Annotated in this window: 8 protein-coding genes; 2 read left to right on the forward strand and 6 right to left on the reverse strand. The window is 29.3% G+C overall.

The annotated features are described in order from the left end of the window. Positions 1-93: 93 nt before the first annotated feature. The 4 genes from CUEA01_RS08890 to CUEA01_RS08905 form a co-directional block, all read right to left on the reverse strand. Complete coding sequence (locus CUEA01_RS08890; protein WP_234121290.1) at positions 94-1,239, reverse strand: MFS transporter; 1,146 nt, start codon at positions 1,237-1,239, stop codon at positions 94-96. 24 nt (positions 1,240-1,263) lie between these two features. After that, positions 1,264-6,948, reverse strand: a complete 5,685-nt coding sequence (locus tag CUEA01_RS08895) for a non-ribosomal peptide synthetase (RefSeq protein ID WP_234121291.1) — start codon at positions 6,946-6,948, stop codon at positions 1,264-1,266. Between the two features lie 5 nt (positions 6,949-6,953). After that, positions 6,954-7,661: a thioesterase II family protein gene (locus CUEA01_RS08900; protein WP_234121292.1), complete on the reverse strand. Its 708-nt coding sequence runs from the start codon at positions 7,659-7,661 to the stop codon at positions 6,954-6,956. Positions 7,662-8,464: 803 nt separating this feature from the next. Then, on the reverse strand, positions 8,465-9,040 hold the full coding sequence (locus CUEA01_RS08905) for a hypothetical protein (protein ID WP_234121293.1): 576 nt from the start codon (positions 9,038-9,040) through the stop codon (positions 8,465-8,467). Positions 9,041-9,301: 261 nt separating this feature from the next. Between CUEA01_RS08905 and CUEA01_RS08910 the strand changes: the two genes are divergently transcribed. Together CUEA01_RS08910 and CUEA01_RS08915 are read left to right on the forward strand one after the other, a co-directional pair. Continuing rightward, complete coding sequence (locus CUEA01_RS08910; protein WP_234121294.1) at positions 9,302-10,135, forward strand: MerR family transcriptional regulator; 834 nt, start codon at positions 9,302-9,304, stop codon at positions 10,133-10,135. Continuing rightward, positions 10,125-10,796 (forward strand): methyltransferase family protein, encoded by a 672-nt coding sequence (locus tag CUEA01_RS08915; protein ID WP_234121295.1) that lies wholly within the window; start codon positions 10,125-10,127, stop codon positions 10,794-10,796. Before CUEA01_RS08910 ends, CUEA01_RS08915 begins: the two co-directional genes overlap by 11 nt. Before the next feature lie 243 nt (positions 10,797-11,039). Here the strand turns inward: CUEA01_RS08915 and CUEA01_RS08920 are convergent, their stop codons facing one another. Beyond that, positions 11,040-11,648, reverse strand: a complete 609-nt coding sequence (locus CUEA01_RS08920) for a class I SAM-dependent methyltransferase (protein WP_234121296.1) — start codon at positions 11,646-11,648, stop codon at positions 11,040-11,042. A gap of 866 nt (positions 11,649-12,514) precedes the next feature. Further along, positions 12,515-14,182 carry an MFS transporter gene (locus CUEA01_RS08925; RefSeq protein WP_234121297.1) on the reverse strand — a complete coding sequence of 556 codons (1,668 nt, stop codon included), beginning with the start codon at positions 14,180-14,182 and terminating at the stop codon, positions 12,515-12,517. Positions 14,183-14,400 lie beyond the last annotated feature (218 nt).

A 14,400-nucleotide genomic window follows, 5' to 3' on the forward strand; every position in this document is an offset into this window, starting at 1 on the left:
TTATACCTTTAAATTTTTTAATATAGATAAACCATTTCAACTACCAAAATCAATTTGCATCATAATGCCAAGAAACCGGCATTTTGATACAAATTAATTTTGAAGTTTCAAGCGGTTTATCCCTATTAATCTTATAAGTAAAGCTATTAAAAACAATATACTAATAGAAAATATATATTTATTTGAAAATCTGTTCATTATATAAGAAGATAATACAGGTCCTGCTGCTGATCCAAAACTATAAAAAAAAGTAAATCTAGAGGCTTGCCTTGAAATATCTTCTTTTTTTAAATCTTCAACGCCTAAGGCCATGCATACTGGATAAATAGCACCAACTCCAATACCACAGATTAAGGAAAATAAGAGTTTGTATTCAAAAGCATTAAACTTTGTAATGCAAACTAAGGAACATATAGAAATTATTGAACAAATAACTAAGCTCTTTTCTCTTCCTATTTTGTCTCCAAGATATGTTATTGGTATAGTTCCAACAATTCCACCTATGACAAACATAGCTAGTGCTGTACCCATCTGTGACACCGAAAAGTTACTTTTTATTAAAAATACAGGATATAAAGCTGCTATAGTATTTTCAATAAAGCCATATGAAAAGGCTCCCTGCAAAGATACAGTTATACCCTTATTCGATTTTTCATTTATACCTTTGTGGTTTACCATAAGTTTTATATTTATTTTACTTAATACAATAAACGCTGCTCCTATTAAAAATGCTGCTCCAACAATAAAGGAGCCTACTATACTTTTTTCATAAATTATCGGCCCACTTATTGTTCCAACGGCATATCCAGCTGCAAATAATAATGTGTATATTCCACTTACGACACCTCTTATAGCTTCGTCAGATAGTATATGAAGTGCCGTCTGCGTGCCAACCAAATGGAAACTAATACAAAATCCAATCAAACACATGGTGAAAAACCAATAATATGGATTGCTTACTAATGGAAATATTAAAGTTCCTATAGAGCTTAAAGTTAAGCCTATAAAAATAAACTTTTTTAAATCCATATTAAACATTTTTTTATTTATAAATACAGTTCCCACGGCAATAGCAAAGAAATATACAGATTCAATTACTCCTATGGTTAAATCACTTACATTCCTTTGTAACATATAAGTAGAAGTTAGTGGTATTATTATTCCAATGGCACCTCCGATTAGAAATGCCATTAGAAAAATTGCCCATTTGTTATTGTTAAATATTTTTTTGATATTCATATAAAATCACTCAATTTCTAAACATTATATAAACCTTTTTAGCATGTCCATCTGCTTTGAACCAAACCAATACATATCTTGTCTTCCATTAACTTGAATTGCTTCTCCCGTTATGCAATCGGCATCCTTAGAAGCCAAAAACATAACTATTTTTGCAACCTTTATTGGTGCAATGGCACTATTTTTAAGAGCACTTGGCGCCATGTCTGTTGCAACTAATGCTGGACAAACTGCATTAACCTGTACATTTTTCAATTTTAATTCTTCAGATAGCGCTTTAGTAAGACCTAAAATACCATGCTTTGAAGCAGCATATGCAGTCATAAGTGGATATCCAATTAAAGAAGAATCAGAACCAATATTTATTATTTTTCCTTCTTGCCTTTCTACCATGTACGGTGCAACAGCAAAACACAAATTATATGTTCCTATAAGATTTGTATTAATTATGTTTATCCAATCCTTTGGATCTGTTTCAATTAAAGTTGACATTTTGGTAATGCCAGCATTATTAACTAATATATCAATTTTGCCAAAGCTACTAACTAAATCATTAATCTCACTTTTTATTTTTTCTAAATCAGTTATATCAGCCTTTATTATGTAAGGCACACTTCCACGTTTTTCAATTTCCTTTGCTACCTTAAGCAAATCCTCATTATTTCTACCAACGATAGCCACCGTTTTATATTTTTCAGCCATACAAACTGCTATTTCTTTTCCTATTCCCCTGCTTCCACCAGTAATTAATACTACCTTATCTTCTTTATTTTCTTTTATTTCATTTTCTTTAACAGAAGGCTTTACCTGTGAAATTAAATTAGTAAGTGAGTTTATATAATCTTTCCCCATTTTTTCTATTGTTTCAGCCTTAAATAGATTTTTTGAGTACTCTAAATCAAGTACAACTTTGCCAGCTTCTATATAGAAGAAAAATTCTAGTATTACTGTTCTTTTTTGATTTGGCATTGAAAATCTTTTATCAAAATTTTCCTTAGAGAATTCAAAGGATTCGTAATCTACTAGCTGTCTATTTCCAAGATAATTTGCCCTTACAGCTGTTAATTTTGAATCAGGATACATATAAAATGGCAATTTCTCAGCTACTAAATCATAGCTGCATCCGTTTAGTGGAACACTTTCAAATTCTTTTTGAATTTTAGCTACTATTCCTTCATAACCATTTACGTCACCTAGATCTAAGGAAAGCGGAAAATTTATTGCAAAATTGCCAGCAGTATCAAAGTACATTTTTTCATTTAAATTTCTTCCGTGAACCCTGTGACTTATTACAACTTGATTTTTCCCACTAGCTTCAGAAAAATTTTTATAAAGTGGTGCAAGCAGCATACTATAAACATTGGATTTATAATATTTCTTTGCACGCCCAAGCAATGTAGAAGTTAATTTTTCATCTAGGGTAAAGCTCTTTATATCACTTGTTTTCTCTAAATTTGCTCCTTTGTCAAAATCATAGGAAATATTAAAAGCAGCTTCTTCATTAGGAAATTTATTTAACCAATATTCTATAAACTCATTCTCCTTATTGTTTTTTTCTAACTCTAAAGTATTGATAAAGTCACTATAGGTTTTAGATTCTACCTTTGGTGATATTTCTCCATCTAAAAGTACCTTTGAATAAAATTTCCATATATCCTCAAACAATAATTTATTAGTTATTACATCAGATATTAAATGATGTCCAACAACAGAAATATCATATTCATTTTCATTTGTTTTAATAACTATTGTCTTCCACAAAGGCCATTTATCAAATCTTAATTCATTTATTTTGCTGATTATTAGTTCCTGTATTTTATTTTCTTTCTGTCCAATTTCACCATTTGAAGCATCATAATATTCAGCAGTAACTTCCATACTTTCACTTGGTAATATTTTTTGAACCCATTTATTGCCTTGCTTATCTAATTTGCATCTTAAAATTTCATGTTTGTGGCTTAATAAGGTTAAGGCTTTATTAAAAGCTCCAAAATCTAAATTTTCTTTGTATTTGAATCTAGTAAATCCTGCCCACTCATATGGATAATCAAAATAACTCATAAGCCACCTTTGAGCTGGTGCTAATGGAAGTATTTGTTCTTTACTATTATTTGAATCTTCTGTCTTTTCAGACTTATTGGAATCCGTTATAAGCTTTATTAAAGCCTTTCTATCAGTTTTTCCATTTGGCGTTTTAGGAAGTTCCTCTATCCATTTTATACTATGTGGTACCATATACTCAGGCACCTTGCTTGCAACTAAACTTTTTATATCGTTATCGCTGACTTTTTCTCCTACTATAAACGCCACTAATCTTTTTTGATTATCCTTATAATTAACAGCAACCACAGCTGCTTCTTTAATTTTAGGACTTGAATCCAATACAGCTTCAATCTCTCCAAGCTCAACCCTAAAGCCTCTTATTTTTATTTGATTATCTATGCGACCATGATAGTCAAAGCTTCCATTTTCATTTTTTACTGTTAAATCACCTGTTCTATAAAGATATTTGCCAGGTATATGCTTAAAAGGATTAGGCTTAAATGCTGCCTCTGTTTTTTCTTTATTATTTAAATAACCTTTAGCAAGCTGTATGCCTCCAATCCATAGTTCGCCAGTCTCACCATTACTAACCTCCTGCATATTTTCATCCAAACTTAAAATATATACATTATCTATAGGTTTTCCTATAGGTATAGAAGTTTCTCCCATAGAACCAGGTCTTCTATCTATGACATGGTAGGTTACATCAATTGATGCTTCTGTTGGACCATAAAGATTGGTTAAACTTGTTTTCATCCCATATTTATCTATCCATTTTTGAATAAATGACATTGGCAAAGCTTCTCCACTATACACTAGACATCTTAAATCCTTAAATTCATACTCCTCATCCTCTATACTATTTACAAATTCTCCAAATAGTGAAGGAACAAAATGCATAATATTAATTTTTAAATCTATCATCCACTGAGCTAGTTTCCAAGGATTTCTTACTATGTTTTTTCTTACTGGGCATACAGTTCCACCATACATAAGTGTCCAAAATAATTCCCAAATAGATATATCAAAGCAGCAAGAGGTTCTTTGTGCAACTCTTTCTTTTGGTTTTAACTTAAACAACTTCTGATGCCAAACTAACCTATTCATATACCCTTCATGAGTAAGCATTACACCTTTGGGATTTCCCGTTGAACCTGATGTATATATAACTAGCATCAAATCTTCTGGCTCATTTATAACGATTGGTGCTTCATTTGAATAGTCTCTCCAAATATGGCTTTGAACTTGGACAAAATTAACCGGCTCATTTATTAAATCTCCATCATCTAAAAATACAACGCCTTCCAAAATTTCATTATTTTTTAGTATACCTAAAATATCATCCTTTAACTCTTGTTCTGATATCAAAATTTTTATATCAGAATTATTCAAAATATATTTGATTCTATCAGCTGGGTAATTTGGGTCGATAGGAACATATGCCGCTCCTGATTTTAATATCCCAAGCATTCCAACCAGCATAAGTGGTCCCGGCAATGTCATAATTCCAATTAAATTGTTTCTATTAGCTCCCTGCTTTCTTAAGTAATGTGCAAGTCTATTAGATAAATCGTCTAATTTCCCATAACTTAACTCATCATTCATAAAATTAACAGCAGGCGCATTTGGGGTTTCTGAGCATTGTTTCATTATCTTTACGAAAGGCAATTTTATTTCTTCTTCTTTTTCAATTACATTTTTTGTATCCATGGTTATGTTTGCATTACTATCTATTACTACAGCAAATTCACTTATAGATCTGCAATCAAATAAATTGTCTCTATTTATATGTTTAAATTGTTTATTTATTCTTGTAATAATTCTAATTTTTTCTAAAGAGTCAATTCCAAATTGTGCTTCTAAATCACTTTCAAAATCGCTTTCTTTAACATTTACCTTAGAAACTTCATTAATTATGTCGCATACCTTTTTAGCCGTATCATGATTATAATTTTTTACTGTCCCTAAAGTTTTAAATTCATCTTTCTTTTGACTTACTTCTTTTAATTCTTCTATAAAACTTCCAATCAATTTTTCAATAAAATTTCTATCAAAAAACAAACTATCATAATTGCTTGAAATTAATAATCTATTTTGAAATATTTCTAAAATATTATCTATAGCGCCAGAATTAGTTCCTGTATAGGCTTCATAATCTATAACTTTTATGCTATTATAATTTTCTGAAATTTTTGTGTTTCCCATAAAAGACATATAAAGATTTGACTTTAAACTTGATCTAATAAATGAAGCTGTGATTTCTGTCATTTGCCCATTTTCTAACATTTTTTTATTCTTAAGCTCTCTAGCCGCATTATTAACTTGTTCCCTATCAAAACCGCTTGTCAATATTATTTTAGTTTCACTGTTCACTTTTTTTACTACAGTTTCAATATCATCATACTTTCCTATATTAGAAAATTTAATGGCCATATTTTGCGCAAAACAACCTATCTGCTTATCTAAATCCATACCAGGATAATTTTTACCTCCTGTTGGTAAATTTAAAATAAGGTTTTCTTCCTCTGTTTGTATTTTTACTACAGTCTTCACATATGCGCTTACCAAAAGAGTAAATAACGATACCCTAAACTTTCTTGCGGTTTCATTCAAGCCATGTAAAGTCTTTTCATCAATCCAATATTTTACACTATCTACCTTTGCAAACTTGTCCAAAACATTCTTGTTTAAATTTAACGGATTAAAAAAATACTTTTCCCTACCCTGCTTTTTTAAATATTCTTTAAGCTTTTCATTAGTTTCTAAATCAGAATATGAATTTATGTTTTTTACTAGTTCGTTATACCTTGCTGCAGTAATATCTCTATTACATATTTTTTCTTTATTTGACAGCTTTGCACTATATACTTCCAAAAGTTCTCTTACAATTTCCTGATTTCCTAATCCGTCTGCAATAAGATGATTATTGGAAAATATCACTTCATATTCTGATACTTTTGTTTTAATTAAACTAACCTTATGCAAGGGCCATTGAAAAATAGAAAATTTTGTATTAATCGTATTTCTAATAAATTTATATTTTTCCTCTTCTTGTGCATTCTTGTCTAAATTTTGAAAATCATAAACTTCAATTTCGGGCGAGCTTTCTTTTTCGTATAATAATTGTTCATAATCTTCAAATGAACTTGCAGTTTCATCAGCTTTAAAGTATGCCCTTAAAGTGATATTATTTCTTATAATTTCAGTGTAGCTCTCCTGCAAAACTTCTAAATTAAGCTCTCCAGATATTTTCACCCCTGAACAAATTGTCATAGTTCCCACTGCAAAGTATGAAGCTAAAAATGGATATTGTGAGTTTAATATTTCTAGTTTTTCAGTTTCTTTCATATCCAATTCATCTACATTATTTAACTTAACTTCATCCTCATTACTGGAATTCCAGGTTTCAAATACGTTTATAATTTCTCCAATAGTATCTAAAGTCATAAGCGATGAAATAGAATATTTTTCTGTGAAGGCTTGTATATCTTCCTTGGGAACTAACTTCATTAGGCTGTTCATTAAGTTTATCATTTTAATGGAATCAAAACCCAAATCACTTTCTAAAAACATATCCGTTTCTAAATTTTCTACTGGATGTCCTGTTATCTCAGAAATAATATCAAATACAGACTTTGTGATGTTTAATAATTTATTCGTTGACATATTTATCACCCTCCAAATATAGTTTTATATATAATTTTACTTATACTTTCCCAATTATCATTTATATAAAAATGACCACCTTCAAAAAAATAAATACTGCATTTTTTATTTGTGTGCATTTTCCATGCTGCTATATCTCCTATTCTAATGTTATCCATAGTTCCATTTAATATTGTAATATCACAATCCAGTTTAGATTGCTTTTCCTTATACTTGTATTCTTCGCAAATTTTAAAATCTGCTCGCAAAATTGGTAAAAAACTATCGAAAATTCTTTTATTTTCAAAAACTTCTTTAGGAGTTCCTGAAAGCTGTAAAATTTCATTTTTTAACTCCTCATCCTGCAATTTATGGATAAAATTATTTTCATAAATAACATTCGGTGCTTTTCTTCCAGAAAAGAAAACATTTATGGGAAGTTTTCCTTTTAGTCTTTTAATATAATGTACCAATTCATAAGCAATTAGACTCCCCATGCTGTGCCCAAAAATAGCATATTCACAATCCATATCATCTTTTATGGATTTATATACGTCTTTCACAGCTTCATCTATACTGTCATAAAATTTGTCATTATACCTTTTTCCTCTACCAGCCAATTCTATAAGTATCACTTCCATACTATCTCCAATACATTCCCTTAATTTAAAATATGAAGCAGCTGATCCTCCTGCATGTGGTATACAAAATAGCTTAATCTTATTTTTTTTCATACCTACTCCTAAATACAAAACCATATTAAATACAGTTATTTTTTTTACTTTTTTATTTTTCACTATATATGCAAAAATAAATCAAAATTTAAGATTGTGCCAATCGTATTTTGTAAAATTTATTAATTACTTAATTTCTATGTTTAAATTATATTTATATTAAATACATAAGTCAACATTTTTTTCAATTTTATAACACTTTTTTAATATTTGTATCATTTTTGTTACCTTATATGTAATTTTCAAGTATTAGTTTTATAATATTAAAATTTCCATAAAACTTCTAGGCTTTTCAAAGATATTCTATGTGAAAGTTCAAAATTAATTTGTACCAAAATGTCGTCTTTTGGATATTATTATGCAAATTAATTTTTATAGCTGAGCAGCTATATATTTAATAAGTTTAAATTTATTTATATTAAGAATTTTATAATTAATATTTACTTTTTACTTTTTTAATACTAATTATAATAAAAAAAACGTTACCAGCACATTAAATATGCCTATTTTTATGTAAAATTTTATATTTATTTTAATTGCACAAAATTAAAAGCCGCAGATTTTACTCTACGACTTCTAAAAAAATATTCAACTATAGGAGGATGTGAAAAAAGGTATTCTATAGGTTTTATTATACCGCACATAAAGCCTTATGAGCGGCTCATAAAAAAGAATACCTACATTTTTCACATGCTCCTATAGATAGACAATCTGGAACATTAAAATTGAGAATTCCAAGTTTATCCTGACAGCAATATTTTTCAATTCACAGTTCACGATGCACAATTCACAATGGTATTTCTCTAACACAAAACAATCACTTCATCCGGGGTAGTTTGTGCTGGTATGCTCTTTGTTGTACTTCCATAAACAACAACTAGATTTCTATTTCCAGGATATTTACTAAAAGGCTGATTATTTGTTAGTATTACCTTCGTATTTGGAGCAATATTTAATTTTAAATTTCCATTACTACTTACAAGGTCTTTATTAAAATAATCAACAACAACATTTTGATATTTCTTATTTTTTGCCATAACAATTGCAGGGTACTGTGGAGGATAAATAAGAATAGCAGGTGCATTTGCATCATAAAATCCAGTTACTTTATCCCCAACCTTTATGACTTCATGATCAACAAAATAAGTTTGAGGCCATATTACAAAGTTTACAGGTTCCTTATTCTTGTTTTCAAGCGACATTAATTTGTAGCAACCAGCACTTGCACTTTCATCAGGATAGAAATCTTCAATTCTAATTACAGTACCACTAAAAGGCGCAAATTTTTGTACTTTATTTCTAGACTTTGCACTAATATAAGAACGATATTGGACTTGTTTAAGATAGTATGGACAGCAGAAAAATTGTCTATTACGCATATAAAACTCCTTTACATTGATTTAAAGATAAACCACTTGAAACTTCAAAATTAATTTGTATCAAAATGCCGTCTTCTTGGCATTTTGATGCAAATTGATTTTGGTAGTTGAACTGGTTTATCTAAAGATATACCAGTTTTAGTTCCTTATTATTTAATATATAATTAAAATCTATAAAAATTATTACAATTATTAATTAAATTTCCTTTGACTCCTCCCCAAGGGTTTAGTTTATAATGTAGCAAAGAAGGGGTGGTGAAAATGGATAACCAAATTAAAATCAGCGATTTCGTTAAATTAACTGGCAGCACCTTAAAAACTGTTTTATACTATCATAAAATTGGCTTACTTAAGGAACCTAAACGTTCAGCTAACGGTTATCGCTTATATGGAGCAGAAGAACTTTCACGAATGAGAATGATCAAACACTTAAAAACTTTAGGCTTAGATTTAAAGCAAATAAAAGAAATATTAGTAGATGCAAAAGAGCAAACCAACTTAAATGAGGTTCTAACAGCGTTGCAAGCTGATCTTTTAAAAGAAAAAAGACGCATTGAAGAACAATTATCTAAAATAGAGACAATTTTAAAGCACCAGACAGTAACTATTGAAAAAGCTTCCTTTGAATCCGAAGCCTTTAAAATGATTACCAATATATTAGAAACTACTGAAGTTGAAAAACAACTCTATGGTTATAACGAACTTTTTGAACAGCAGCGTAATGTTTTTGGTATTATAGAAGATTTTAAATGGGATAAAGATTATAAAGACAATTTTATAGAAATAGCGGAATATTTTAAGCTGCACCCGGAAAAATATAAAATAGCATTACAATTTGGTAAACGTCTTGCTAAATTAAAAGAACTTTCTTACGATGATCCAGAGATTGAAGCTTTGGCAAAAGAAGGCTCCGATTTTATAAAATCAATACCTTTTCTTAAAGATAGACTATGCAATCAATCTGGTTTCAAAATACCCTATGAAAACTTATTTAATACACTTACAGATGATTATCTTTCACCTGCTCAAAGAAAACATAGAGAGCTTATACAAAAATATCTCAACTACAAAGGAGGAAATACAAATGAAAAATGATACTAATAAATCAAACGCCAAAGTTTATATATTTCCAATAATTATTATGATTATCATGTGGTTTATTCTATTTTTACCGGCAGGCACACTCAAATTTTGGCAGGCATGGATTTTATGGATAGGTTTTTCTTTAATAACTTTTTTTATTGCAGTTTATTTTACTAAAAAAAGCCCTGAGTTTCTGTCTAGACGATCAAAAACTAAAGAAAAGGAAACTGTAAAGACTCCAGCATTCTTAAAACTATATTTTATAGGTTTTATTCTTCCTGGTATAGATTTTCGTTTCAACTGGTCTAAAGAACCAGTATTGCTCATAATTCTATCAAATTTAATATTTTTTGCAGCATACATCTTTATTTTCTTTGTTTTTAGAGAAAACACTTATGCTTCAACAGTTATTCAGGTAGAAAACAAGCAGAAGGTTATTACAACAGGTCCTTATTCAATAGTCCGTCATCCAATGTACACTGGAATGCTAATTATGTCTCTCTTTATGCCGCTTGCACTTGGATCTTATTTTTCACTAATACCTATACTTTTCATAATACCTATACTTGTATTTAGAATAAAGGGTGAAGAAAAAACTCTCTTAAAGGAACTTGACGGCTACAGCGATTACTGCTTAAAAACACGATATAGACTCATTCCGTCAGTATGGTAATTATAAAAAACAACTATTCAGAGTACAGTTGACAGAGTACAGAGTACAGTGAAGGATGATTTTCTTCAGCCTTGCTATAGAAAATCTTATAACTTATTTTTTGATTGCTTACGCAATCGCGTTCCTAATGTTGTTCATGGAAGCTGACAACATATAAGTTTAAGATTTACCTGAGCAGCGCGAAAGGTAAATCATCCTTCTTTGTACTCTGTACTTTGTACTTCGTACTTTGGTTTAATTCCATTATTTTTTTATTATATAATCAATGTATCCTTGTCTTATTTTTTCTCCCTCATATATTCTTTCCAAAATCCTATTTTCCTTAAACAATATTTTCATGTCTTTAAAATGTTCCTCTGCTTCATTAATATCATAATAAGCATGTAGGACCTTTTCACCATCTTCAATTCTAAAGTATTCGCCTTCCCCTGCTTTTTCACCTTTTTCATAATCCTCATCATTTATAGAAAGAAAGTTTATAAGGCAAATTCCCCCTGGCTTTAATACTCTTTTTATTTCATTTACAGCTACTTTAATATCTTCTTTTTTCATATGAAAAATACTATTATAAGAATAAACATAGTTAAATGACTCATTTTCAAAAGGAAGTTTTCTCATATCCCCTTTAGCAATATTAAGTTCAACCTTATTTTCCTTTGAAAAGGCTTCAGCCCTTTTTATTTGCTTATCGCTTATTTCAATTCCATAGGTCTTGTATCCATGTTCTAAAAAAACTGCAAGCGGCGGCATATTCCCTCCTGCTCCACAATCTAATATAGTCTTTTCTAATCCTTCCTCATTACAAAATTCCAAAAATCTGTACAACTGAGGTTGTCTAAATTTAAATTTCATAAAACCCCTTCTTCCATTATTACTTTTTTACTCAAAACTACTACAATTATACATTAAACTATGTAATTTTCCAAACACAAGTCATATGTTTTTATCTTCTCTTTACATTATTTCACTAAAAAACATTTAATTACAACATAAAAATATTGCGAAGTAAGTGCAGTCCAGGATATTAAATAAAATTAATAAAACTAAGAGCAAAATATTTAAAAGCCTAAGATGTTTCAATAACTCGCTGGACGCTCAGACAATTGAAAAATCTAAGCCTTTTAAATATTTCACTCTAAGTTTTATTAAAATTTTATTTAAACCATCCTGAACTACACTTACTTCGCATTTACAGTTGTTTAAGGAAAGAACACATACCAGAGGCTTGGGCGTAAGCCCATTAAGATTCTTGAACCTATATCATTAATTTCTAATGCTCCATTTCAAAGACATGAATTAATCAAAAATATTAAGTGGCCTACGGAATTTTGGTGTAGTACAGAAACAATATTTATTACTGAAATCATTAAGTTTACTTTATTAGGTTGTTAAATAACAATTATATATTGTGAAACAAAGATGTAGTGGATTAATCAAAAACCTTTGGTAGGTGTAGGAAAAAAATGATGTTAGGGAATAGTGGTGAAAAAATTTCTAAATAAAATTGTATAAAACTTAGTGGGAAATTTTCTAAAGCTTTAGAGCTTTAGATTGTCTGAGCTAATCTTTGCGAGTTATCGAAAGCTCTTAAGCTTTAAAAAATTTGCCGCTTAGTTTTATTAATTTTATTTAGGATTTTGAGCCGCTATTCACTAACATCATTTTTCTACGCCTACCAAAGGTTTTTTGATTTTGCACTACACTTTGCTTCGCAATATTTAAGCATTCACAGCTTCTTCATTAATAACTTTACTTCTTTCCCTCTTTTTATTAAAAGGTACAGCTATAAATCCAAGCATTGCTATAATTCCAGTTATTAAAAAACATTTATTATAAACTTTATAACTTTCCTCTTCTTTAATTTTTGAACCGTCATCAATTATTTTATCTACTTCCTTTTCTTGAACCTTAAAATTTTTAATCACAGTATTTTTCATTTTATCAGGTACGCTTTTTAATACTGATACTTCATTGCTAAGAAATATGCTGTGTACAGCTGCTTTTGAAAAACCGGTTGAATTCTTGCTATTAGAAGCCTTTATTTTATCATTAAAGGAAGTTTTCACCTGTGCCTCAAGAACTGTACTTTTGTTTATTTCTGCTGATATTCTATCCTTTGTATTTTGAATTGCAGTAGTTGTAAAATTGCTGCTAAGAGTTGATACCAATGCTATTGCAATGCATGCACACAATTGTCTTAAACTGTTTTGTATTCCAGATGCCATAGCATTTTTATCCTTTGATATTTCTTCGTAAGCAGTTTGATAAAGTGATGTTGTGATTCTAACACCAATACCAAGTAAAATAAATGAAGTAATGATTATTGTCATATGATTTTCCTTATTCATAAATGCAAACATAAGATTTCCAAAAGCCACTATAAGTATAGATACAAAGGACACTACTCTATCCGAAATATTTTTAGCTATAAGCGGCAAAAGTGGTGCAGATATAAGTGCAGCTACACTTGGAATTCCCATCATTAAACCTGCCTTTAAAACTGAATATCCAAGTGTATTTTCAAAATAAAAGTTAAGCAAATAAGCTACTGGCATATAGGCGAAGAAAAATACCGCTATTAAAATTATTGAAGCCGTAAAACTTTTAACTTTAAATAAACTAAATTCAATCATTGGATTTTTTATTTTCATTTCATATATTACAAAAGCAATTATAGCTGCAGCTGAAATTATAAACATGGCAATAATTTTGGTGCTGTTCCAACCATAATCATTTCCTTTTACAAGTGAAAAAGTTAAAGTACCTAAACCAACTGCTAAAAGAATGCAGCCCATAAAATCTATTTTCTTTTCTATAGTTTCATCATAACATTCTTTTACGTATAGTGCTCCAAGTATAAATGCAATGATGACAAAAGGTGTGTTTACATAAAATATAGCTCTATAATTAAAATACTCATTTAAAATTCCACCAATAACAGGACCAGAAGCAGCAGAAATAGATATAGTCATTCCAACAATAACAGCTAATTTACCCATTGCCTTTTTTCCGAAAATCTCAATTCCTAGTGGTATAGATAGAGGAGTTAGTATTGCTGCCCCTACTCCTTGGATAATTCTAAAAATTATTAGCGTATTTAAAGAATTTGCAAGTCCACAAAATATTGATGCCATACCAAATAAAACAAGACCAATTAAAAATAATTTTTTTCTTCCATATATGTCTGCTATTTTTGAAAAATTAATAAGCAATGATGAAAAAGCAATTAAATATGCTGTACTCACCCAGGATATTCCTGTCGTATCGGTATTAAAATAAGCTGCCATACTTGGAAGCGACACATTTACTATAGTACTATCTAATACCGTTAAAAAACATGCTATAGCTATTGATATAAAGGCTAAAATTTTTTGTGATTTTTTCATAATTTAATCCATTCCTCTCTTAAAGATAAACCACATTGAAACTTGAAATGATTTATCTACACGAAATATAATAACTTTAAAAACTTGAAGTTGAATTCAATTTCAAGTTTTATGTTAGCATTATAATTTAATTAAGTCAATAGGTCTTGATTTAAATTTATATAAGCTATAAAATAAAAAAAGCTCCTATTTTTAAAGATAAACCAATTTATTTTGGT

The organism is Clostridium hydrogenum, from assembly GCF_021432385.1.
Classification (GTDB): domain Bacteria; phylum Bacillota; class Clostridia; order Clostridiales; family Clostridiaceae; genus Clostridium_S; species Clostridium_S hydrogenum.